The sequence below is a fragment of the Tateyamaria sp. 7Alg 36 genome (assembly GCF_059882455.1).
Genome location: NZ_CM187613.1, coordinates 2,096,834 through 2,120,583 on the forward strand (window position 1 = coordinate 2,096,834; position 23,750 = coordinate 2,120,583).

14 protein-coding genes, 2 tRNA genes and 3 rRNA genes are annotated in these 23,750 nt (G+C 55.3%); 5 read left to right on the forward strand and 14 right to left on the reverse strand.

Annotated features, from left to right (window positions below):
- Nucleotides 1–937: 937 nt before the first annotated feature.
- The 7 genes from AC6GQJ_RS10280 to glpD all read right to left on the reverse strand — a co-directional run bounded on the left by AC6GQJ_RS10280 (nt 938) and on the right by glpD (nt 8,592).
- Nucleotides 938–2,659: an ABC transporter substrate-binding protein gene (locus tag AC6GQJ_RS10280; protein WP_500767869.1), complete on the reverse strand. Its 1,722-nt coding sequence runs from the start codon at nt 2,657–2,659 to the stop codon at nt 938–940.
- A 72-nt stretch (nt 2,660–2,731) separates the two neighbouring features.
- A complete protein-coding gene (locus tag AC6GQJ_RS10285) occupies nt 2,732–3,004 on the reverse strand; it encodes a DUF2160 domain-containing protein (protein WP_500767871.1) in 273 nt (90 codons plus the stop codon).
- A gap of 15 nt (nt 3,005–3,019) precedes the next feature.
- Nucleotides 3,020–3,859 (reverse strand): carbohydrate ABC transporter permease, encoded by an 840-nt coding sequence (locus AC6GQJ_RS10290; RefSeq protein WP_500767873.1) that lies wholly within the window; start codon nt 3,857–3,859, stop codon nt 3,020–3,022.
- Nucleotides 3,859–4,731: a carbohydrate ABC transporter permease gene (locus AC6GQJ_RS10295; protein WP_500767875.1), complete on the reverse strand. Its 873-nt coding sequence runs from the start codon at nt 4,729–4,731 to the stop codon at nt 3,859–3,861. Before AC6GQJ_RS10295 ends, AC6GQJ_RS10290 begins: the two co-directional genes overlap by 1 nt.
- A 54-nt stretch (nt 4,732–4,785) precedes the next feature.
- On the reverse strand, nt 4,786–5,865 hold the full coding sequence (locus tag AC6GQJ_RS10300; RefSeq protein WP_500767877.1) for an ABC transporter ATP-binding protein: 1,080 nt from the start codon (nt 5,863–5,865) through the stop codon (nt 4,786–4,788).
- 12 nt (nt 5,866–5,877) lie between these two features.
- The gene (locus tag AC6GQJ_RS10305) at nt 5,878–6,966 is read right to left on the reverse strand and encodes an ABC transporter ATP-binding protein (RefSeq protein WP_500767879.1); all 1,089 of its coding nucleotides are present in this window, start codon (nt 6,964–6,966) and stop codon (nt 5,878–5,880) included.
- Between the two features lie 24 nt (nt 6,967–6,990).
- The gene (glpD, locus tag AC6GQJ_RS10310; RefSeq protein ID WP_500767881.1) at nt 6,991–8,592 is read right to left on the reverse strand and encodes a glycerol-3-phosphate dehydrogenase; all 1,602 of its coding nucleotides are present in this window, start codon (nt 8,590–8,592) and stop codon (nt 6,991–6,993) included.
- Nucleotides 8,593–8,863: 271 nt separating this feature from the next.
- Between glpD and AC6GQJ_RS10315 the strand changes: the two genes are divergently transcribed.
- From AC6GQJ_RS10315 to AC6GQJ_RS10325, 3 genes are read left to right on the forward strand one after another with little or no spacing between them, the layout of a single operon-like run.
- Nucleotides 8,864–9,622, forward strand: a complete 759-nt coding sequence (locus AC6GQJ_RS10315; protein WP_500767883.1) for a DeoR/GlpR family DNA-binding transcription regulator — start codon at nt 8,864–8,866, stop codon at nt 9,620–9,622.
- A gap of 22 nt (nt 9,623–9,644) precedes the next feature.
- Complete coding sequence (locus tag AC6GQJ_RS10320; protein ID WP_500767885.1) at nt 9,645–10,511, forward strand: carbohydrate ABC transporter permease; 867 nt, start codon at nt 9,645–9,647, stop codon at nt 10,509–10,511.
- Nucleotides 10,508–11,314 carry a carbohydrate ABC transporter permease gene (locus tag AC6GQJ_RS10325; protein ID WP_500767887.1) on the forward strand — a complete coding sequence of 269 codons (807 nt, stop codon included), beginning with the start codon at nt 10,508–10,510 and terminating at the stop codon, nt 11,312–11,314. The genes AC6GQJ_RS10320 and AC6GQJ_RS10325 overlap by 4 nt, the downstream gene beginning before the upstream one ends.
- Before the next feature lie 398 nt (nt 11,315–11,712).
- Here AC6GQJ_RS10325 and rrf read toward each other — a convergent pair.
- The 7 genes from rrf to msrP all read right to left on the reverse strand — a co-directional run bounded on the left by rrf (nt 11,713) and on the right by msrP (nt 19,637).
- A 5S ribosomal RNA gene (gene rrf / locus AC6GQJ_RS10330) occupies nt 11,713–11,827 on the reverse strand.
- A 122-nt stretch (nt 11,828–11,949) separates the two neighbouring features.
- Nucleotides 11,950–14,780: ribosomal RNA gene (locus AC6GQJ_RS10335) — 23S ribosomal RNA — on the reverse strand.
- Between the two features lie 528 nt (nt 14,781–15,308).
- Nucleotides 15,309–15,384 (reverse strand) — tRNA-Ala (locus AC6GQJ_RS10340).
- An 8-nt stretch (nt 15,385–15,392) separates the two neighbouring features.
- Nucleotides 15,393–15,469, reverse strand: a tRNA-Ile gene (locus AC6GQJ_RS10345).
- A 159-nt stretch (nt 15,470–15,628) separates the two neighbouring features.
- A 16S ribosomal RNA gene (locus AC6GQJ_RS10350) occupies nt 15,629–17,086 on the reverse strand.
- The 16S, 23S and 5S rRNA genes sit together here with 2 tRNA genes alongside, the layout of an rRNA operon.
- An 826-nt stretch (nt 17,087–17,912) precedes the next feature.
- Nucleotides 17,913–18,536, reverse strand: coding sequence for a protein-methionine-sulfoxide reductase heme-binding subunit MsrQ (msrQ, locus tag AC6GQJ_RS10355; RefSeq protein WP_500767889.1), 624 nt, complete (start codon nt 18,534–18,536; stop codon nt 17,913–17,915).
- A 195-nt stretch (nt 18,537–18,731) separates the two neighbouring features.
- The gene (gene msrP / locus AC6GQJ_RS10360) at nt 18,732–19,637 is read right to left on the reverse strand and encodes a protein-methionine-sulfoxide reductase catalytic subunit MsrP (protein WP_500767891.1); all 906 of its coding nucleotides are present in this window, start codon (nt 19,635–19,637) and stop codon (nt 18,732–18,734) included.
- A 399-nt stretch (nt 19,638–20,036) separates the two neighbouring features.
- Between msrP and AC6GQJ_RS10365 the strand changes: the two genes are divergently transcribed.
- Entirely contained in the window at nt 20,037–21,764 is a 1,728-nt protein-coding gene (locus AC6GQJ_RS10365; protein WP_500767893.1) for a calcium-binding protein, read from the forward strand.
- Nucleotides 21,765–22,062: 298 nt separating this feature from the next.
- A complete protein-coding gene (locus AC6GQJ_RS10370) occupies nt 22,063–23,466 on the forward strand; it encodes a calcium-binding protein (protein WP_500767895.1) in 1,404 nt (467 codons plus the stop codon).
- Nucleotides 23,467–23,750: the final 284 nt, after the last annotated feature.

Below are 23,750 nucleotides of genomic sequence, written 5' to 3' on the forward strand. Positions count from 1 at the left end.
AGTCTTCTGTTTGTTGTGCTTCAGGTTTTCATAAGAAAACAAGAAACCGTCCAAACAGTGAAGCTGACACTAGATCATCGGTCAAACCACGAGGGCCGTTCCTACTAGCGCGATATACAGACGTTGATCCATCGAAATGAACCAAACCGCCCACATATCTCTTCAGTTACTATCAATTTCAAAGAGCGTAGAGACAAAAGTGACTGGATGCGCCCTAACTTCTTTGGCGCGCCCCGCCTCGATTACCTCTGATTTTGTTCTTGCGTCTCGTCTCGGTCTGTTGCGTTGCCGCTTCGTCCCGCCCGTCTGGCGCCCCGTTGGTGCATCGCTGCGCCGCCGGTGAAGTGGGTTCTAGGGTTAGTGGCTCAGACCCGCAAGCGGTTTTTTCAAGAAAATGCGTTTTCCCGCAAAAATCGCCATTTTTCGCGTAAACCCAGTGCTTTAGGAAATGATATTTCGCGGACCTCGGGTCATATCGGTGGAAAATTACTCGTAAAACCGGACCGCTTCGCCGCCTCGGGGCGGGCAAATCACCTTATCCTCAGAGTTATCCACCAGATCGCCGTGAATTGGAACGGAATCGATTCCGATTCACCTCGCGCGAGTCGTGACTCGTAGGCGATTCCATGTGACCGACTCGGAAAAACCGCCGTTCGAGCTGTTCGGTAGACGATTCTAGTCGACGTAATTTGGCAGAATCACGATCAGCGGAGGTAATTTTCGATGAACGACGCCCCCTCTCCCACGGATTCGCCACTCAGAAGGACGAGGACACAGCAAACACCGCACAGAATCCGGTGCGAGTCGCGTCAGTTTCAGGCTGTCAGGGGGATGGGTGACCGGAGGGGCGCTTCTCGTACTCTATATATATGAGAGCAACAGACCGCGCGGGGTCAGAAAAAATCCGGGGCCAGCGTGCTGGCCCCGGATAACAGACTTACTTCCAGGACTGGATCAGTTCGTCATAAGCGACGGTCACTGGTTCTTCGTCCTCGTTAGCCAGTTTCGCCTTGGGCGAACCGGGCTGGCTCAGCCAGTACTCCGGATCCTGCTCTTCGTTTAGGACCGGACCGTATTCACCTTGGACACCTGCGCGTTCCAGACGCTCAAGCACACGCTCTTGATCCGCACAAAGCGCATCCAGCGCTTCTTGTGGTGTCTTGGCACCCGACATGGCGTCGCCGATGTTCTGCCACCACAGCTGTGCCAGCTTGGGATAGTCCGGAACGTTTGTGCCTGTTGGCGACCACTGCACACGTGCAGGCGAACGGTAGAATTCTACCAGACCACCTAGACGCGGTGCACGCTCGGTGAAGCTTTCGTGCTGGATCGTCGATTCACGAATGAATGTCAGACCAACATGGCTTTTCTTCACGTCTACGGTTTTGGACGTAACGAACTGGGCATAGAGCCAAGCCGCTTGGGCACGATCAACAGGTGTCGACTTCATCAACGTCCACGAACCGGCATCCTGATAGCCGATCTTGGTGCCTTCGGTCCAATATGCACCGTGAGGCGATGGCGCCATACGCCATTTTGGCGTGCCATCTTCGTTCATGACCGGCAGATCGGGTTCAACCGACGCTGCGGTAAAGGCCGTGTACCAGAACATCTGCTGGGCGACGTTCCCTTGCGCGGGGATTGGGCCCGCTTCGGAGAATGTCATACCAGCCGCCGCAGGGGGCGAGTACTTTTCAAGCCACTCGATCGCCTTGGTGATCGCATAGACAGCCGCTGGACCGTTGGTCGCCCCGCCACGTGCCACGCAAGACCCGACAGGCTGCGAGTTTTCGTTGACGCGGATACCCCATTCGTCGACGGGCAGACCGTTTGGTTCGCCCACGTCACCGGCACCGGCCATCGACAGCCACGCGTCAGTGTAACGCCAGCCCAGCGACGGGTCTTTCTTACCGTAGTCCATGTTGCCGAACACTTCGCCATCGACACCCAGATGCGACAGGTCGCGACCGGTGAAGAATTCTGCGATGTCTTCGTAGGCGGTCCAGTTCACGGGAACGCCAAGGTCATAGCCATAGGCCTCTTTGAAATCGGCCTTGTTCTTTTCGTCGTTGAACCAATCGTAGCGGAACCAGTAGAGGTTCGCGAACTGCTGGTCGGGCAGCTGGTACACTTTGCCATCGGGGCCGGTTGTAAAGGACAGGCCGATGAAGTCTTCCAGATCTAGGTTCGGGTTGGTGACGGCTGCGCCCTCGCCTTCCATCCAGTCGGTCAGGTTGCGCGCCTGCTGGTAACGCCAGTGCGTACCGATCAGGTCGGAGTCGTTGATATAGGCGTCATAGATGTTCTCGCCCGACTGCATTTGCGTTTGCAGCTTTTCAACAACGTCGCCTTCGCCGATCAGGTCATGCGTCACTTCGATACCGGTGATCGCTGTGAACGCTGGGGCCAGAACGTTGGCTTCGTATTCGTGGGTGCCGATGGTTTCGGATACCACGTTGATCGACATGCCTTCGAACGGTTTGGCCGCGTCGATAAAGAACTGCATCTCTGCTTCCTGTTCGGCGCGGGACAGCACCGACTGATCGCCGATCTCGGCGTCAAGGAATGCTTTAGCAGCATCCATATCGGCAAAGGCCGGAGCAGCAATCATACATGCTACGAGGCCGATCGCCGTTGTTCCCTTTAATCGCAAGTTCATTCTTGTTCCTCCCAAAATTAGAACGATTGTGGTTCCCCGGTTCTTGCAGTCCGAGGTTCCTTCAGCTTCTTTTCAGACCCACCGGAATACCGCCAAGGCGTAGAAGAAGCAGATGACCAGCGCCCCCCATTGAGGTGCGCTGAGCAGTCCGAGCCAAGCCAGATTGATAAAGGCCGAACCAAGCAGCGTGATGAACAAACGGTCACCCCGCGTCGTTTCAATCCCGAGCACACCCTGACGGGGCACTTCGGGGAATTTGATCGCAAGCACCGTAAAGGTGATCAGCGTGGCCGCGATGATTCCGAAGAACACCGCCGTGGGCCAAGTCCATGCCATCCATTCCATTGCGTTTCCTCCCTTTTACACGCGACCGAGGGCAAAGCCCTTGGCGATGTAGTTGCGGACAAAATAGATCACCAAAGCACCGGGCAGGATGGTCAGAACACCTGCCGCCGCCAGGACGCCCCAGTCGATTCCCGCCGCACCGACGGTCCGTGTCATGGTCGCCGCAATCGGCTTGGCGTCGACACTGGTCAACGTGCGGCTAAGCAACAGTTCGACCCAGCTGAACATGAACAGGAAGAACGCGGTGACACCGATGCCCGAGGCAACCAGAGGCGTGAAAATACGGATGAAAAAGCGCGGGAACGAATAACCGTCAATATAGGCGGTTTCGTCGATCTCTTTCGGTACGCCGCGCATGAACCCTTCGAGGATCCACACCGCGAGCGGTACGTTGAACAGGCAATGCGCCAGCGCCACTGCAATATGCGTGTCGAACAACCCGACCGAGCTGTAGAGTTGAAAGAACGGCAGCGCGAATACGGCAGGCGGCGCCATCCGGTTGGTCAGCAGCCAGAAGAACAGGTGCTTGTCGCCCAAGAAGCTGTAGCGGCTGAACGCGTAGGCTGCGGGCAACGCCACCGCCAACGAGATCACCACGTTCATCACAACGTAAGCCATCGAGTTCAGATAGCCGGTGTACCACGATGGGTCGGTTAGGATCGTCACATAGTTGTCAAAGGTCAGATCAGCCGGCCAAAGCGTAAAGCTGTTCAAAATCTCGGTGTTGGTTTTGAGGCTCATGTTCAGCAGCCAATAGATCGGCAGCAACAGGAACAGCAGGTACAGCGCCATAACCACAGCGTTGCCTTTGAACTTCGGCATCATTCGCCCACCTTTTTTCGCGGCATCAGACATCAGTGGCCGTCCCTTTTGTCGAGGTTGGTCATCACGGTGTAGAACACGTATGAGATCAGCAGGATCACGAGATAATACATGATCGAGAATGCCGCCGCCGGACCAAGGTCGAACTGGCCAAGCGCCATTTTGACAAGGTCGATCGACAGGAAGGTGGTCGAGTTACCTGGCCCGCCGCCCGTCACGACGAAAGGCTCGGTATAGATCATGAAACTATCCATGAATCGCAGCAAGATCGCGATCATCAGAACGCCCATGATCTTTGGCAGCTCGATAAACCGGAACACTTTCCAGCGGCTCGCTTGGTCAATCTTGGCAGCCTGATAATAGGCATCCGGGATGGATTGCAGCCCCGCATAGGCCAGCAGCGCAACCAGCGACGTCCAGTGCCAGACATCCATGACGATCACCGTCACCCACGCAGCATAGAAGTTCTGCGTATAGTTATAGTCGATCCCCATCGCATCGAGCGTATAGCCAAGCAGGCCGATATCGACGCGCCCGAAAATCTGCCAGATCGTGCCGACCACGTTCCACGGGATAAGAAGCGGCAGAGACATCAGGATCAGGCAGACCGACGCCCACGCACCTTTTTTCGGCATATTCAGTGCCACAAAGACGCCCAGAGGAATTTCGATGGCGAGGATGATCGCGGAAAAGGCGATCTGCCGCCCCAATGCGTCCCACATCCGTTCGGACGACATCATCTCTTTGAACCACTCAAGGCCCGCCCAGAAAAACTGGTTATTGCCGAATGTGTCCTGCACCGAATAGTTGACAACTGTCATCAACGGGATGACGGCGGAAAAGGCCACAAGGACGAGAACCGGCAGGACAAGGAACCATGCCTTTTGGTTGACGGTCTTGTTCATAGCGCACTCCCTTCGTGCAGGTCGTCGGGGGTGATTATCGCAAGGGCAGCCATCTCATTCCCCCTTTGGCGCGACGCGCCAGCTGTCGGCGTAGATGTTTACGCCGGATGTATCGAAAGTGACGCGGTTCATATCGGGCGAGATTGTTTCGCCTTCGGCCATGATCACATTGATTTCCGTGCCTTCGAAATCCGCGCGCACGATCTTGTGGCGACCGACATCCTCGACTCGCGTGATGGTCACGGGCAGGCCCGCGTCTCCATCGGTAAGCGTGGTGAATTCAGGCCGCACGCCAATCTCGACCTTGCCGGTCGGTGTGCCGAAACCGTTGCCAAGGGCGATCTCGTTGCCGCCAACAATGGCGGTATCGCCGTTCACCTCTGCATTCAGCACGTTCATACCGGGCGAGCCGATGAAATAACCGACGAACGTATGCTCGGGACGTTCGAACAGTTCTTGTGGCGTGCCCATTTGCACCACGCGCCCGTCATACATCACCACAACCTTGTCCGCGAAGGTCAGCGCCTCGGTCTGGTCGTGGGTCACATAGATCATCGTGTGGCCGAATTCGTGGTGCAGCGACTTAAGCTGGGTGCGCAATTCCCACTTCATATGCGGGTCGATCACGGTCAGCGGTTCGTCAAACAGCAGGGCGTTCACGTCCTCACGCACCATACCACGACCCAACGAGATTTTCTGTTTCGCATCTGCCGTCAGGCCGCGTGCCTTGCGGTCCAGCGTCGCCTCCATCCCGATCATCTGCGCGATTTGCTGCACGCGCTGCTGGATATAGGCAGGCTCCGCCCCGCGGTTGCGCAGCGGGAAGGCAAGGTTATCGCGCACGGTCATCGTGTCGTAGACGACAGGAAATTGGAACACCTGCGCGATGTTGCGCTGCGTCGTCGGCGCATGGGTCACGTCCTCATCATCAAACAGAATGCGGCCCTGACTGGGATGCAAAAGGCCCGAGATGATGTTCAGCAATGTCGACTTGCCACAGCCCGAAGACCCCAGCAGCGCATATGCCTCGCCATCCACCCAATCGTGGTTCATCTGCTTGAGCGCATAGTCATCTTCGCCGGTCGGGTTCGGCAGATAGGAATGCGCCAGATTATCGAGGGTGATCTTGGCCAACTGTTTTCTCCCTCACGCAGCGGTTGCGTATGATGCAGCAGCAACGGAAGTTCCGTCTTCTGCAAAGATGTAGATGTGTTTCGGATCGAGGTAGACTTTCAAAGGCGCCCCGATTTCGAGGTTCTTGACCCCGTGCACCAGCCCGACCCAGTTTTCACCGTGGTGGTCGAGGTGCACAAAGGTTTCCGACCCCGTAATCTCGGTCACGTTGAGGCGACCAGAGAACTCCATGGCGTCGGGTGTCTGCTGTTGCAGTTCCAGATGGTTGGGACGGAAACCTGCGAGGTACTGGCCGTCAGCCACACCCGCGAATGCGCCTGTCGCAGCGCCCTCTTTGCCATCACCGAACTGGATTCGGTCGCCTGATTTGCTGACCTTGAGGAAGTTCATCGGCGGGTTGGAAAAGACACGGGCAGTGGTCGCATCAACCGGCTGGCGGTAGACGATTGGGGTCTGATCAAACTGCGTGACCCGACCCTCCCACATCGTAGCCGTGTTGCCGCCAAGCAAAAGCGCCTCTTCCGGCTCGGTCGTGGCGTAGACAAAGATGGATCCGGCTTCTTCGAAAATCTTGGGGATTTCGGCGCGCAGCTCTTCGCGCAACTTGTAGTCGAGGTTGGCGAGTGGTTCGTCCAGCAACACAAGGCCCGCGTCCTTCACCAGCGCACGCGCCAAGGCACAACGCTGTTGTTGCCCGCCGGACAGTTCCAGCGGTTTGCGGTCCAGCATGGCCGATAGCTTCATCAGGTCGGCGGCCTTTTTCACGGCGGCGTCGATTTCCTGACTGGATTTGCCAAGCAGACGCATGGGGCTGGCGATGTTGTCGTAAACCGACATGGATGGGTAGTTGATGAACTGCTGATAGACCATGGCAACTCCGCGATCCTGCACGCGCATGCCGGTCACATCCGCACCGTTCCAGAAAATCTTGCCGGTCTGGGGCACATCCAGCCCCGCCATCAACCGCATCAGCGACGTTTTGCCTGCCGAGGTCGGCCCCAGCAAAACGTTCATCGTCCCTGCGGACAGCGCAAGATCGGTCGGATAGATATGCGTCTTGCCGCCCACAACTTTGGACACGCCCTCTAGAACAAGCGACATTTGTCTCTCTCCCCCTGCGCAGTATCAGTCTGCGTCTTGCAACACCGGCGCGCTGGCGGCCTTGGCCATCCATGCGTCCAGTGCATCAATTTCCTGTTTCGTCATCTTCAGGCCGAGTTTGGATCGGCGCCAGACAATATCGTCGGCTGTGCGCGCGAATTCTTTTTCGACCAACCACATGACTTCGCGTTCTGTCAGATCGGCCCCGAATGCGCGGCCAAGATCCTGTTCGGTTTTTGCGTCCCCAAGGACATCTGTCGCCTGCACACCATAGGCCTTTATCAGACGCGATGCCCAGCGTTCTGACAAAAAGGTATATTGCGCCTTCAACCGCGCACGCAGATCATCAACCCCGTCCACGGGAAAATCCCCACCAGGCAGCGGCACACCGGCCGTCCACGGCTTGTCCACGTTCGGAAAGAACTGACCAATCTTCTCAAGCGCGGATTCTGCAAGCTTGCGATAGGTTGTGATCTTGCCGCCGAACACGTTCAGGATCGGCGCGCCTGCGGATTCGTCTACCTTCAGGACATAGTCCCGCGTTGCTGCTGTCGCCGAGGACGCGCCATCATTGTAAAGCGGGCGCACCCCCGAATAGGTCCAGACGACATCATCCGCCGTCACCGGCTTTTTCAGATAGTTCGAGGCGAAATTCAGCAGATAGCCTTGCTCTTCCGGCGTGCACTCGGGCGTTTCGTCCACATTCGGGTGGTCCGCGTCGGTGGTGCCGATCAGGGTGAAATCGGACTCGTAAGGAATGGTAAAGATGATCCGCCCGTCTTCGCCTTGGAAGAAGTAGCATTTGTCGTGATCGTACAGCTTGTGCGTCACGATATGACTGCCGCGCACCAGGCGGACGCCCTCGCTGGAGTTGATCCGCACCTTGTTGCGAATGACATTCTCGACCCACGGACCGCCCGCATTGACGATCATACGGGCAACAACCACGCGGCGTTCGCCGCTGTCTTGCGCCTCCATCGTGACATGCCAGTGGCCATTAATCTGCTCGGCCGAAACAACTTTGGTGCGCACGTTGATGCGGGCGCCCCGTGCCTCGGCATCTCGGGCGTTCAGAACCACCAGACGGCTGTCTTCGATCCAGCAGTCGGAATATTCATAAGCCTTTTCGAACCGGTCCTGCAGCGGCGCGCCTTCGGGTGATCCGGACAGGCGCAGGGATGTTGTGCCCTTCAGGATCTGGCGCCCGCCCAAATTGTCATACAGGAACAGGCCAAAGCGGATCAGCCATGCAGGGCGACGACCCTTCATCCAAGGCATAAAGATATTCAGCAGTTTCGATGTGGGCGTATCACTCTCGAACCGCATGTCGGGATGGTAGGGCAGGACAAAGCGCATCGGCCAGCTGATATGCGGCATCGCGCGCAGTAACGTTTCGCGTTCGATCAACGCCTCGCGGACAAGGCGAACCTCCCAATATTCGAGGTACCGCAAACCACCATGAAACAGCTTGGTCGACGCCGAAGAAGTGCCGGACGCCAGATCGTTCATCTCGGCCAGTTCGACCGTCAGGCCACGGCCAACAGCGTCACGGGCGATGCCACATCCGTTGATGCCGCCGCCAATGACGAACAGGTCAACGATGTCTTGGTGTTCTTGCTGGCTCAACGACACCTCCCCCGTATCAAAACCATGCGCCAGAGTCGTGCTGCTGACGCTTGTCGAATAAGCACGACCACCGGCTTCGGGTCAACGGCGAATGTTCGTTTACTTTCGTTTTCCCGCGTTATTGACCTTGCGGCAGGTCGCACTTTCGGTTTTCCTGCACGCCACAGCCTTGCGCATGAGGGGAATTACTCCCCTCATCAGCAGGTTGGACGTCAAAATAGAAGTGCCGAAGCAATCCGACTGGCACGCAAAGCTTCTGGAGGAGAAGGCTTTGGTCACGAATTTCAGGCAGAAAGAGATACTCGATCTCGCCCGTAAGGACGGGAAAGTCACCGTTGATGGGTTGGCAAATCTCTATCAGGTGTCGGTGCAGACCATCCGGCGCGATCTGTCGGAACTGGCCGAAAGCGGGCGGCTTGAACGTGTGCATGGCGGCGCGGTTCTGTCCTCTGGCGTGACCAACATCGGTTATAACGAACGGCGCAAACTTAACAAAGACGGTAAGAAAGCAATTGCCGTCGCCTGTGCCGCCGCGATCCCTGATGGCGCGTCGATTTTTATGAACATCGGCACCACGACCGAGGCGGTCGCACATGAATTGCTGGATCATGACAACCTGTTGGTGGTGACCAACAACCTGAATATCGCCAACATCCTCGCCGCGAACCATAGCAGCGAAATCATCCTGACAGGCGGTGTTCTGCGCCGCGCCGATGGGGGCCTTGTCGGGGGGATGACGGCGGAAATGATCAAGCAGTTCAAATTCGATTTCGCTGTTCTGGGCTGTTCGGCCATCGACGAAGACGGCGATATTCTGGACTTTGACGGACAGGAAATTCTGGTCAGCAAAAGTGCGATCCAAAGGTCGCGCAGTGTCGTGGTGGTGGCGGATCACCACAAATTCCAACGCAAAGCGCCTTTGACCATCTGCTCTTTGCGGGACGTGTCGGCCCTGTATATCGACGGGCATCTCCCCCCGTCATTGGAGGCCGAGTGTCACGGATGGGGCACCAGTGTGATTAACGCCTAATTGAAGCGACTGAAAACCGAGCATGAAAGAGCGGACAAACACAGGCTGGTTATACGTTTTGCCTGCGGCGCTCTTGCTCGCGCTGGTCGGGTTGATCCCGTTGGTCACAGTCGTGAACTACTCATTCTTCGAAATCTTTATCCTGAACAAACGCTTCTGGATCGGCACCGAATGGTATGCCGAGATCATAGGTTCGTCGCGGTTCTGGTCGAGCTTTGGCAAAAGCACCCTATTCTCTGCCATCGTGCTCACCGTTCAAATCCCCCTCGGGATTGCGGTCGCCCTATGCATTCCGAAGAACAAAATCTGGGTCGGGTTTGCCTTGGCGGGCGTTGCCCTGCCCCTGCTGGTGCCATGGAATATGATCCCGTCACTCTGGCTCAGCCTGCTGAACCCCGACACTGGCTTGATCGGTCAGTTCATGGCCAATTTCGGATGGTCCACCGATTGGAAGTTGTCCGCAGTTCAAACATGGGCGGTCATCGTCGTGATGGACACGTGGCATTGGACGAGCCTTGTCGTGATCCTTTGCTATTCCGCGCTAACCACGATTCCGGCGGCATATTACCAAGCGGCCGCGATTGACGGCGCCAGCCCGTGGCAGGTGTTCCGCTACATCCAGCTGCCCAAGCTGCAATATGTTTTACTGATGGTGTTGCTGCTACGGTTCATGGATTCATTCATGATCTACACCGAAGCCTTTCCAATCAATGCTGGCGGCCCCAGTGGTGCAACCATGTTCCTTGCCGTGGACCTGGGGGAAGAAATCAAGGCGTTCAACTATGGACCTTCGGCGGCGCGGTCGGTTCTGTACTTTTTGATCGTTGTCACTGTCGCGTGGCTGTTCACCAAAGCGCAGGGATATTTCGATAAAGACGGGAGCAAATGATGCCGTCACACTGCCTGCCTTACGTCAAAACCATCGGGCTCGGCTTCTTCATTCTTTTCGCCTGCCTGCCGCTGGTGCAAATGACGTTGGTCAGCTTCATGGCCACCTTACCGCAAGATGGCATCGAGGTGGGCCAATTCACCTTTGGTAATTTTGCAAACATCGCGAAAGATCCGGATCTGCGGGCAGCATTCGGAAACTCCATCGCTTACGTGATGATCAATATCGCCATTACGATTCCGGTGGCGATACCAGCAGCGTACGCGTTTTCACGCATGTCGTTCCTGGGTGACAAACATCTGTTCTTTGCCTTCATCGCCTTCCGCATCACCCCCCCAGTCGTACTGACTTTGCCAATCTTTCAACTGTTTTCGGCACTGGAGATCGTGAACTCAGTGATCGGAATCGCTTTGGCCCATTGCTTGTTTAACCTGCCAATCTCGATCTGGATTTTGCAGAGCTTCATCTCTGCCGTTCCAAGAGAGCTTGATGAAACCGCATTTCTGGACGGTTATTCGCGTCCACGGTTCATCTGGACATTCCTGCTGCCCCTCATCGCACCGGGAATCGCAGCCACGGCGTTCTTCTGTTTTATGTTTTCATGGGTGGAGGTGGTATTCGCGCGCATTTTGACCACGACAAACGGCAAACCGATCAGCATGGCGATTAATGCCCTGTTTGGTTTTCAAACAGATATCGGTCTGGTGATGGCTGTCACACTGGCGTCCATGTTGCCCGGCGTGGTGCTGGTATTCTCCATGCGTCATCATCTGTCACGCGGATTTACAGTCGGGAAGTTGTGAACGGTGAGATCAATCCGGAAAGATGGTTTCCCTTCGACAACGAAGTGCGAGGTTTCCGAAGCATCGTTCAACCGTTAGCAGCTAATAATTCCGCCAGCTCGTTTGCACATAGCCAAATTGCGAGGAATGCGTCGTTACTGCGGGTAGACTTCACCAGTCGCTGCGCGATCACCCCTTTATCGATGGATGGGACAAAGACAGTGATTAGCCAATATGAGGAAATACTCGCCTTGACCACGATCGGCCGTAGGTTTCGGGCTATGATGGTGCGAGCTCAAATCGATTGCACAAAACGACGAACACAACGTACGCTCTATTTCCTGGCATACCAATGCGTGAGTTTGATTTTGTGTCATCGTAAGAGAGATACTTTGATTTACAATTAAAGGTCTTATTAGGTTTGGCAATGACCTACTCTCCCACGCCTTAAGACGCAGTACCATCGGCGCTACAGCACTTAACGGCCGGGTTCGGGATGGGACCGGGTGTTTTGCTTGCGCTATGATCACCAAACCAAAAAAGACCTTTAGATGTAATCAACGTGTTGTCCAAGTCGCGTACGACTTTCGTTTAAGCTGTGTATGCTTTTGATTTATCGTTCATCGCATGACTATGGAGTCTTGCTTTTACTGGATCAAATCAAGCCTATCGGGCAATTAGTACCAGTCAACTGAATGCATTACTGCACTTACATCTCTGGCCTATCGACGTGGTGGTCTACCACGGCCCTCAGGGATACCTTGTTTTGAGGGGGGCTTCCCGCTTAGATGCCTTCAGCGGTTATCCTGTCCGATCATAGCTACCCAGCACTGCCGTTGGCACGACAACTGGTCCACCAGTGGATCGTTCACCCCGGTCCTCTCGTACTAGGGGCAACTCCTCTCAAGTATCCTACACCCACGGAAGATAGGGACCGAACTGTCTCACGACGTTCTAAACCCAGCTCACGTACCTCTTTAAACGGCGAACAGCCGTACCCTTGGGACCTGCTCCAGCCCCAGGATGAGATGAGCCGACATCGAGGTGCCAAACACTGCCGTCGATATGGACTCTTGGGCAGTATCAGCCTGTTATCCCCGGCGTACCTTTTATCCGTTGAGCGATGGCCCTCCCACTTGGGACCACCGGATCACTATGGCCGTCTTTCGACTCTGCTCGACTTGTCAGTCTCGCAGTCAGGCTGGCTTCTGCCATTGCACTCAACGAGCGATTTCCGACCGCTCTGAGCCAACCTTCGCGCGCCTCCGTTACGATTTAGGAGGCGACCGCCCCAGTCAAACTACCCGCCACACAGGGTCCCGGATCCGGATAACGGACCGCGGTTAGACATCAAGCAGAACAAGGGTGGTATCTCAAAGGTGACTCCACAGAAACTGGCGTTCCTGCTTCAAAGTCTACCACCTATTCTGCACATGTTCGGCCTAATGCCAGTGTGAAGCTGTAGTAAAGGTGCACGGGGTCTTTCCGTCTAACCGCGGGTAACCGGCATCTTGACCGGTAATTCAATTTCGCTGAGTCTATGTTGGAGACAGCGGGGAAGTCGTTACGCCATTCGTGCAGGTCGGAACTTACCCGACAAGGAATTTCGCTACCTTAGGACCGTTATAGTTACGGCCGCCGTTTACCTGGGCTTCAATTCAGAGCTCTCACCCCTCCTTTTAACCTTCAGGCACCGGGCAGGCGTCAGACCCTATACGTCGTCTTGCGACTTCGCAGAGCCCTGTGTTTTTAATAAACAGTCGCCACCCCCTGGTTTGTGCCCCCAGCCCCTAGTTGCCTAGGAACCGGGCCTCCTTCTCGCGAACTTACGGAGGTATTTTGCCGAGTTCCTTCAACATAGTTCTCTCAAGCGCCTTGGTATTCTCTACCAGTCCACCTGTGTCGGTTTAGGGTACGATCTTATAGGAAGGCTATTTCCAGGAACCTCTAAGCAGCCCATTCAATCCGATAAGGATGAACTACCTTCGAGATCCGTCACCATTCCACGGCCCAGGAATATTAACCTGGTTCCCATCGACTACGCCTTTCGGCCTCGCCTTAGGGGTCGGCTTACCCTGCTCAGATTAGCTTTAAGCAGGAACCCTTGGACTTTCGGCGAGAGTGTCTCTCACACTCTTTGTCGCTACTCATGTCATCATTCTCACTAGTGATCTCTCCACCGGATCGCTCACGCGCCGGCTTCACAGAAAACTCCGTATCCTCCGCTACATCCCGAGGGATGCAAAAGAGGATTGGAGTTATGTCACACTACGCTCTGCTACCATGCACTATGTGCATCCTAAGCTTCGGCTCATGGCTTGAGCCCCGTTACATCTTCGCCGCAGGACAACTTATTTAGACCAGTGAGCTGTTACGCTATCTTTAAAGGATGGCTGCTTCTAAGCCAACCTCCTGGTTGTTATGGTCGTCCCACCTGCTTTCCCACTTAGCCATGAATTAGGGGCCTTAGCTGTAGGTCAGGGTTGTTTCCCTCTCCACGACGGACGTTAGCATTCGCCGTGTGTCTGCCATCTAGTACTCCCGGGTATTCGGAGTTTGGTTAGGATCAGTAAGCCTGTGGGGCCCCATTACCCATCCAGTGCTCTACCCCCCGGGGTATTCGGATGACGCTCTACCTAAATAGATTTCGCAGAGAACCAGCTATCTCCGAGTTTGATTGGCCTTTCACCCCTAGGCACAACTCATCCCGACCTTTTTCAACAGGTGTGGGTTCGGACCTCCAGTAAGTGTTACCTTACCTTCATCCTGGTCATGCCTAGATCACTCGGTTTCGGGTCTGATCCACCTAACTCATTCGCCCTATTAAGACTCGCTTTCGCTGCGCCTACACCTAACGGCTTAAGCTTGCTAGATAGACCAAGTCGATGACCCATTATACAAAAGGTACGCTGTCAGGCCTCAAGGGCCCTCCAACTGTTTGTAGGCGTTCGGTTTCAGGAGCTGTTTCACTCCCCTCGTCGGGGTGCTTTTCACCTTTCCCTCACGGTACTGGTTCACTATCGGTCAGTAAGGAGTACTTAGCCTTCGAAGGTGGTCCTCCGATCTTCAAACAGGATTTCACGTGTCCCGTCCTACTTAATACGTCCGATCATGCTTCCTATACGGGACTGTCACCCGCTATGGTCAACCTTTCCAGGTTGTTCTAGTCACAATTTCGGCTCGGCTGGTCCCCGTTCGCTCGCCGCTACTAGGGGAGTATCAATTGATTTCCTTTCCTCCGGGTACTTAGATGTTTCAGTTCCCCGGGTTTGCTCTTATAAACCTATGTATTCAGTCTATAAGTACCTGTTTCAGCGACATATTGAGTGCTTGCGCAACAATATGAAACTGTCAGGTGGGTTGCCCCATTCAGAAATCCATGGATCAAAGCTTATTCTCAGCTCCCCATGGCTTATCGCAGAGTATCACGTCTTTCATCGCCTCTTACTGCCAAGGCATTCACCAAACGCCCTTCTCGCGCTTGATTTGATCCAGAAAAAGAAAGACTTGACTGACGACCTATCGCCTTGCGGCTACTTGAGGTCAGCGTGTCTAACACGACCGCACAGCTGGTAACTAAATGCGGCCTTCTTCTGAGATCAAAAGCATACTTTACCCGCCAGCATGTTTTGTAACCATGCTGACAAATGAACAGTCGTTACTGATTGTGTTCCGTGCGGGACCACAACCTGACTGCTCTGGTTAGTGTACTTGACTTGGACAACTCTGTTTGTTTCAGCTGGGATACGTCAGGTCGAACGAGGAAACATTCGATAAGTCGCCTTCTGCATCTGCTCTTCGCCTTGCGACTACTAAGCTAAACACAGAACCAATCTGAGATCATCGCCACACTCGGCGCGATCAAACAGTGTTGATTGTTACATTTGAGATTGCTCTCAAAGTAACTGTATCTCTCTATACGATGTCAATTTGCTGCAGCTTAACCTGTCAGCAGCGTCCAGATTGGACGAGTAAAAGCGCATAAAACGCTCTTACTGATGCAATCTAGTAAGAATGGTGGAGCCTAGGAGGATCGAACTCCTGACCTCCTGAATGCAAATCAGGCGCTCTCCCAGCTGAGCTAAGGCCCCGAAAGGACTGGTGGGTCGAGGAGGACTTGAACCTCCGACCTCACGCTTATCAGGCGTGCGCTCTAACCACCTGAGCTACCGACCCATACGGGCGGTAGCCCGTGTTCTTTATACTGAAGAGATACGAGGACGGCCTGGCTCAAAGGGTCATCTAAGATGCCCTGATGTTTGAGACGCTTTGTTTGCGTCTCTTGCTAAGTGTTCCATGAGATTTGCGAACAAATCTGGCTAGGAACATCCTTAGAAAGGAGGTGATCCAGCCGCAGGTTCCCCTACGGCTACCTTGTTACGACTTCACCCCAGTCGCTGATCCTACCGTGGTCCGCTGCCTCCAAAAGGTTAGCGCACGGCCGTCGGGTAGAACCAACTCCCATGGTGTGACGGGCGGTGTGTACAAGGCCCGGGAACGTATTCACCGCGTCATGCTGTTACGCGATTACTAGCGATTCCGACTTCATGGGGTCGAGTTGCAGACCCCAATCCGAACTGAGACAAGTTTTGGGGATTAACCCACTGTACTTGCCATTGTAGCACGTGTGTAGCCCAACCCGTAAGGGCCATGAGGACTTGACGTCATCCACACCTTCCTCCCGCTTATCACGGGCAGTTTCTTTAGAGTGCCCAGCCGAACTGCTGGCAACTAAAGATGTGGGTTGCGCTCGTTGCCGGACTTAACCGAACATCTCACGACACGAGCTGACGACAGCCATGCAGCACCTGTCACTGTGTCCCTAAGGAACGCTCGATCTCTCGAGTTGTCACAGGATGTCAAGGGTTGGTAAGGTTCTGCGCGTTGCTTCGAATTAAACCACATGCTCCACCGCTTGTGCGGGCCCCCGTCAATTCCTTTGAGTTTTAATCTTGCGACCGTACTCCCCAGGCGGAATGCTTAATCCGTTAGGTGTGTCACCGAACAGTATACTGCCCGACGACTGGCATTCATCGTTTACGGTGTGGACTACCAGGGTATCTAATCCTGTTTGCTCCCCACACTTTCGCACCTCAGCGTCAGTATCGAGCCAGTGAGCCGCCTTCGCCACTGGTGTTCCTCCGAATATCTACGAATTTCACCTCTACACTCGGAATTCCACTCACCTCTCTCGAACTCAAGACTAACAGTATCAAAGGCAGTTCCAGGGTTGAGCCCTGGGATTTCACCTCTGACTTATTAGTCCGCCTACGTGCGCTTTACGCCCAGTAATTCCGAACAACGCTAACCCCCTCCGTATTACCGCGGCTGCTGGCACGGAGTTAGCCGGGGTTTCTTTACCAGGTACTGTCATTATCATCCCTGGCGAAAGAGCTTTACGACCCTAAGGCCTTCATCACTCACGCGGCATGGCTAGATCAGGCTTGCGCCCATTGTCTAAGATTCCCCACTGCTGCCTCCCGTAGGAGTCTGGGCCGTGTCTCAGTCCCAGTGTTGCTGATCATCCTCTAAAACCAGCTATAGATCGTAGACTTGGTAGGCCATTACCCCACCAACTATCTAATCTAACGCGGGCCAATCCTTCTCCGATAAATCTTTCCCCCGAAGGGCGTATACGGTATTACTCTCAGTTTCCCGAGGCTATTCCGTAGAGAAGGGTATGTTCCCACGCGTTACTAACCCGTCCGCCGCTCACCCGAAGGTGCGCTCGACTTGCATGTGTTAGGCCTGCCGCCAGCGTTCGTTCTGAGCCAGGATCAAACTCTCAAGTTGAAATGTCATTGCTGACATATCCTTGACGTTCGAACCTCTGCACATCGTCCCATTGTTCAAATGGGACAGTCTTCTGTTTGTTGTGCTTCAGGTTTTCATAAGAAAACAAGAAACCGTCCAAACAGTGAAGCTGACACTAGATCATCGGTCAAACCACGAGGGCCGTTCCTACTAGCGCGATATACAGACGTTGATCCATCGAAATGAACCAAACCGCCCACATATCTCTTCAGTTACTATCAATTTCAAAGAGCGTAGAGACAAAAGTGACTGGATGCGCCCTAACTTCTTTGGCGCGCCCCGCCTCGATTACCTCTGATTTTTTTCTTGCGTCTCGTCTCGGTCTGTTGCGTTGCCGCTTCGTCCCGCCCGTCTGGCGCCCCGTTGGTGCATCGCTGCGCCGCCGGTGAAGTGGGTTCTAGAGTTAGTAGCGCAGACCCGCAAGTGCTTTTTTGCGGAAACGTCATATTTTTTATAAGAACCTGAAAATCTGCATAGAAACATGTACTTAGATGATCATCTTTTCTGCCGACACCCCTATACGTCGCATTCTATATAGGCGCTAACCTTCGGCTGGGTGATTCATATGTCTACATATTGGGGCATGTGAGGATTCACCCCCTAGAGCGGCTTGGCCGATCCGTGAATCACGTGTGCGCTAAGCCGAACTTCAGCCGTTTTGGGTACGTTGATTCCTTTGACCTCCCTCGTGATTCACGATACATCGCGCCCACGGGCACTCTCAGCGAAGGGTTTTCGGCCGCTTTTCGGTGATTCAGCCGAAACGACCGGTTTCAAGAATGCACGCCACGGGTCATTGCCCCCGTCAAACCGCCACTTTTCTCAGCAGTATAGGAACGCGGGTCGCCAAGAGGGCCAAAATGATCGTTAGGTAGACCAACGGCTCCAGTTGGAAGCCTTTGCTCAGCCATAAGAAGTGGACTGCTGCAAGGATCGCAATCGGGTAAGTAAGTAGATGTAGCTTGCGCCACGCCGCCCCCAGCATGCGCACCGATCTGTTGTTGGACGTCGCCGCTAGCGGGATCATCAACACAAAGGCCGCCATCCCAATTGTGATATACGGACGCTTCACGATGTCGGTCCAAACACGTCCGAGCGATTGTACATCCAGAACGGCCCAAGTCAGCAGGTGCAGCGCGACATATATAAAGGCGAGCAATCCGAACGCGCGGCGAAACTTCAGAAGGTTAAGCCCGAAGAACCGGCGCAAGGGCGTAATGCACAACCCAGTGATCAGCAGTTGGAGGGCCAGTTGCCCCAGCTCGTGCTCAAGCTCTTTTATCGGCTCGCGGCCAAGACCCCCTGTCATCCCCTGATACAACAGAACGGGGACAGGAATCAGGCATACTATATATACTGCCCATGTGGGGAGTTTGCGGGACAGTTGGTTGACCCCGTCACGGGTGCGCTGAACGATTGTCGCGGCCATCGCGTGTTCTCCTTTGCCCATCTTATGGCTGGCTGTTCAGCCACTCCCTTGGGGGAGCGTTCGACGTCGAGCGCATCGTGTAAAGTGCGCTCTGTTCAACCTCGTACTGCCGTTCAACGGTGCGCGACTATATACAATGTCCCCACGAGGTGGCGGGGCTGCCCCCCGCGCACCACGACATGTCGGCCAAACAGTTTAGAAATTCTCGGACAGATCCATGCCTTCATACAGCGACGCTACCTCGTCAGCGTAGCCATTGAACATCAGCGTGGGCTGGCGGCTCGCGAACAGGCCTCCACCAACGACACGCTCGGTCGCCTGCGACCAACGTGGGTGATCCACCTCTGGGTTCACATTACTATAGAAACCATATTCGCGCCCGTTCGCCTTGTTCCAGCTGGTTGGTGGTTCCTGATCCGTGACGGTGATACGCACAATCGACTTGATGGACTTGAACCCGTACTTCCACGGCACAACCAAACGCATCGGGGCGCCGTTCTGATTGGGGATCGGTTTACCGTATATGCCAGTGGCCATAATGGTGAGTGGATGCATCGCCTCGTCCAGCCGTAGACCTTCGACATATGGCCAGTCGAGCACGGGAAACCGCACGCCCGGCATTTCATCTGGGCGCAAGGCGGTTTCAAAGGCCACGTATTTCGCCCCGTCCTGCACGCCCGCCATGGTCAGCAGATCGGCCAACTCGAACCCGTTCCACGGAATCACCATCGACCACGCCTCGACACAGCGGAACCGATAGATGCGTTCCTCGCTGGTCATCGCGTCCATGATCTGCGCCATCGAATAGTCACCGGGCGCATCGACCATTCCGTCGATCTGAACCGTCCAGGGATCGGTCGTCAGCGTATGCGCGTTTTGGGCGGGATCACTTTTGCCCGTGCCGAATTCGTAAAAGTTATTGTATTGGGTGATGTCCTCGTAAGAGTTCGGCTCAAGCCCATCCTCCTGCGCCTGCACCGCGCCGGATGCCCCGATCAGGCCAAGCCCCAATGCACCGCCCATCAACTGCCGCCGGTTCACAAAGGCAGCGTAAGGCGTGGCGTCTGCACGGGTGAGGTCGTTCTTCCAACGATAGGCCATTCACGGTTCTCCAACTGTTACTCTTACCTTGTGACATAGATGGACCGAACCATTGTTCAAAAAGAGGATGGTTCACACGGTTGTCAGAAGTTGTAATCGCGGATGCGCGTCGTGCGCAGTGCGCTCACCATACTGACCTACGCCAACGGCGCCGTGATTCTGGTGAAAGCCGCCCTATTGGTCAGCGCGACGGCGACAAAATAACCTACGCACCCGTACCGTTTCCGCGGCCCACGCCAATCATACAAGCGGACCGAGAATCTCGCCACATTTCCGCCTGATTTTGCACGTTTTTCTGCCACCTTCGTTCAACGCGTGATACTCAATACGGAAGTGTCCGGCCTGCCAGCCGAAAAAGACACAGAGATATAATGCGATTGATCCACTGGGGGACGAATTATGACTTCGATAGTCGAAACAACTGACAGCACACTTTTTAGCGGACTATATACACTGCAAGCCGGTGACGATTTTTCGGGCGTGCTTGGCGGTATTCCGGCAGGCGACGATGTGGACAGCATCGACATGCTGGTTGAAACCGGAAAAACCTACCACATTGTGACAACCACAGCGGCACCGCTGAGCTACGAGTTTTTGAACCTGAACTCGGACGGCCTGATCTATCAGGCGCAGGTTGGCGTGTTGGGGGAGCCGATTACCTTCACCGCGACGACGACCGGCACCGTTTCGATCATGGTGCAGCCGACATCGCCAAGCGCGACCAACACTTCCTACACCGTCGCTCTGGTCAAAGACATGCCCGCCCCGTCCGGACCGACGACCGGTGACGACAACCTGACAGGCGAAACGAATTCGGATCGCATCGACCTTCTGGACGGCAACGACGTCTATTCCGCCCTTGGCGGGTCGGACCGCGTGAAGGGCGGCCTTGGCAATGACAGCATCAACGGCGACGGCGGCAATGACACGCTCGAAGGAAACGCAGGCGACGATACCCTTCTGGGTGGCAGCGGGCGCGATGTCCTGTGGGGCGGCGACGGCATTGATCTGCTGAACGGCGGCAATCAGGAAGACATGCTTGACGGCGGTGCGGACAATGACAGCCTGATCGGGGAAAAAGGCAACGACACCCTGATCGGCGGCGATGGCGATGACTTGCTGGACGGCGGCAAGGAAAACGACCTGATGACCGGCGGCACAGGGGCCGACACCTTCTATTTCCGCAATGGCGACGGGCGCGACACGATCAGCGACTTTACCCAAGGCGACGACCTGCTTGACGTAACAATGCTGAAGGTGTGGGACATCTCGCAACTGGGCATTCAGGATTCAGGCGCGGGCGTGCGCATCAACACAGGCTCCGGCAACTATATTGAACTGACGGGCCTGTCCGCCGACGACCTGACCAATGCCGACTTCATTTTGGCCGACGCCCCGGCGGTGACCACGTCCGATGGCGGCGACAATATTACCGGCACAGACGCAGCGGAAACCTTTATCGGCGGTGCAGGTTCGGACGTGCTGAATGGCGCGGGCGGCAATGACACGTTGGATGGCGGTCAGGGCAACGATACGATCAAGGGCGGCGACGGCTATGACCTGATCAACGGCGGATCGGGCGCAGACCGGATCGACGGTGAAAAAGGCTATGACACCATCTTTGGCGGGGCCAGCAACGACACCATCATCGGCGGTAAAGGCAACGACATGCTAAACGGCGGCGCCGACAATGACCGCTTGCTAGGACAAGGCGGGCACGACACCCTGATCGGCGATCACGGTAATGACTATCTGGCTGGCGGCGACCTGAACGACGTTCTGGATGGCGGCGCAGGCAAGGACAAGATGTACGGCGGCAACGGGCGCGACACGCTGATTGGCGGACAGGGCGATGACCTGATGTCTGGCGGCGCGGGCGACGACCTGTTTGTCTTCGACGACAGAATGCGCGCTGACACGATAACGGACTTCGACGCGAATGGCGATCTGCTCGACTTTACGGCATGGGGCTTTAGCGACTTCTCGCAAATCGGCTTTGTCCAGCAAGGCACCGATGTCTTCGCCCAACTCTCCGACCGCGACTCACTACTGCTTGAGAATGTGAACCTTGCCGATCTCGACGCCAGCGATGTGGTCCTGATCGACGTACCGTTCCCTGTTGGCTAAATACCAACTTTGACCGACTGAAAACGATAAACGCCACTGACAGTTAAGTCGGTGGCGTTTTTGTATTTCTATTGATGCGCGAGCGGAAACATTACATCTGCAACCCGCGATAGAAATCTGCCTTTCATTCGACTTAATCGGTGCGGAATACGGCCGAAGCCGAGCACAATGACTGTAAAATAACCTTTACTGTATCCATTTGTGGCCATTTTGACCCTTTAGCCATTCTTCATCGCAGGAGGGCCCAAATGGAAACAATGCCCGCCTGCATTCGAGCAGCAAATTAAAAGGCAGTTTAATGACAACTTATAATGAATCCGGCGACCAGAACGGAAATATCTCCTCCGGCGACACATTCAATGGCAGCGTGGGCGACGTAAGCCTGAGCGGGATTGATACGCAGGACAACACCTATCTGGGGAACATGGAAGCCGGACAGGCCTACACATTCACCATCGACCTATCGCACACATCCGGCGTCATGGAATTCGCCATTTTGGATCCGTTCACCTCTGAAGGGTCCCGCCTTTTCCTTACCGCCGGCCAGTTGACCGAACACAGCGTCCAGAACTCCAGCATCGGTACTTTCTCTCCGGGCGAGTTGAACGGGACGGTCATCACCTTCACTTTCACACCAGCCTACGCCCAGACCTTTGTCTTGGAAACGACCGCGCATGCGCTCAACTCTTTTGACTACTCTGCGTCCTTTGTGGAGTTCGAACCGATCACCGAAGGTCCGGATGTCATCCTTGGCACATCCGGCGACGACGATATCGCAGCATTGGGCGGCGATGACATTGTCGACGGGCTTGAGGGCAACGACACAATTGACGGTCAGGCCGGCAACGATGCGCTGACCGGCGGCGACGGCAATGACGTCTTTGTTGTCGGCCTTGAAAATGGCGCGGACATCATCACCGACTTCACGTCCGGTGCCGACCAGATCGACGTCACAGCACATGGCGTCACCACAATCGACGAATTAACCATCACCGACTCGTTGGACGGGGCTGTCATCGACCTCGGCGACGGCAACCAAGTCACACTGAACGGTGTCAGTGCAGGCAGCCTGAGTGACGCTGATTTCGTGCTGAGCCCGTCGATTTATGAGGGAACCGCAGGCGAAGACCACGTTAAAGGCGACTCTCGGATCGACCATATGAGCGGGGGCGGCGATGACGACCAACTGTACGGCGAAGGCGGCAACGACATCCTGTGGGGTGATGCGGGCAAGGACAAGCTTCACGGTGGTGATGGCAACGACACTATGGATGGCGGTGCCGGCAATGATCTGTTGAAAGGCGACGCTGGTGCCGACGTGTTGAACGGCGGCGACAAGAACGACCGTCTGCACGGGGGCGATGACAACGATGTGCTGAACGGTGGGACAGGCAACGATAAGCTTTACGGCGATGCGGGCGACGACCTGTTGAACGGAGGTACGGGCAAAGACGTCATGGCCGGCGGCTCGGGCGCGGACACCTTCATCTTTAACGCCGGATCGCATGCAGACACGATCACTGATTTCGAAGATGGCAGCGACCTTCTCGATTTCTCGGGCCATGCCGGGATCACAGGAATGGGCGATCTGGAGATTGGCCAGAACGGCAACGACGTGATCATCAATCACGGCGGCAATGATGAAATTACGCTTAAAAATGTGGATGTCGCAGACATCGACATCACGGATTTCGTGTTCTGATCACCGCGACACGAGCGAATTTCTAAAGGCCCGCAATTTTGCGGGCCTTCTACGTTTGGTGCCGCTAGTCCGTATATCGGCGAAAGTACGCAGTTCTGAGATCGTCTCAGTCAGTCGAGCCCCACCATACCTTCTCCATGGAGGCGATGCGTTGGCGAGCAGCATCTATGAACGAAAATGCGTTTGAGTATCGCCACCCCGAAAGGCCAAACAGCACAATGGGTCGCATGAGTATCTTTTGGAGGAACCTCCTGGCTCTGGGCACCTCAAATCTCGTCTCCGCA

What these genes read in the sequence shown, in the direction of transcription:
- AC6GQJ_RS10280 (WP_500767869.1), bottom strand. Translation starts at nt 2,659, where the DNA reads ATGAACTTGCGATTAAAGGGAACAACGGCGATCGGCCTCGTAGCATGT.
- AC6GQJ_RS10285 (WP_500767871.1), bottom strand. Translation starts at nt 3,004, where the DNA reads ATGGAATGGATGGCATGGACTTGGCCCACGGCGGTGTTCTTCGGAATC.
- AC6GQJ_RS10290 (WP_500767873.1), bottom strand. Translation starts at nt 3,859, where the DNA reads ATGTCTGATGCCGCGAAAAAAGGTGGGCGAATGATGCCGAAGTTCAAA.
- AC6GQJ_RS10295 (WP_500767875.1), bottom strand. Translation starts at nt 4,731, where the DNA reads ATGAACAAGACCGTCAACCAAAAGGCATGGTTCCTTGTCCTGCCGGTT.
- AC6GQJ_RS10305 (WP_500767879.1), bottom strand. Translation starts at nt 6,966, where the DNA reads ATGTCGCTTGTTCTAGAGGGCGTGTCCAAAGTTGTGGGCGGCAAGACG.
- AC6GQJ_RS10320 (WP_500767885.1), top strand. Translation starts at nt 9,645, where the DNA reads ATGAAAGAGCGGACAAACACAGGCTGGTTATACGTTTTGCCTGCGGCG.
- AC6GQJ_RS10325 (WP_500767887.1), top strand. Translation starts at nt 10,508, where the DNA reads ATGATGCCGTCACACTGCCTGCCTTACGTCAAAACCATCGGGCTCGGC.
- msrQ (WP_500767889.1), bottom strand. Translation starts at nt 18,536, where the DNA reads ATGGCCGCGACAATCGTTCAGCGCACCCGTGACGGGGTCAACCAACTG.
- msrP (WP_500767891.1), bottom strand. Translation starts at nt 19,637, where the DNA reads ATGGCCTATCGTTGGAAGAACGACCTCACCCGTGCAGACGCCACGCCT.
- AC6GQJ_RS10365 (WP_500767893.1), top strand. Translation starts at nt 20,037, where the DNA reads ATGACTTCGATAGTCGAAACAACTGACAGCACACTTTTTAGCGGACTA.
- AC6GQJ_RS10370 (WP_500767895.1), top strand. Translation starts at nt 22,063, where the DNA reads ATGACAACTTATAATGAATCCGGCGACCAGAACGGAAATATCTCCTCC.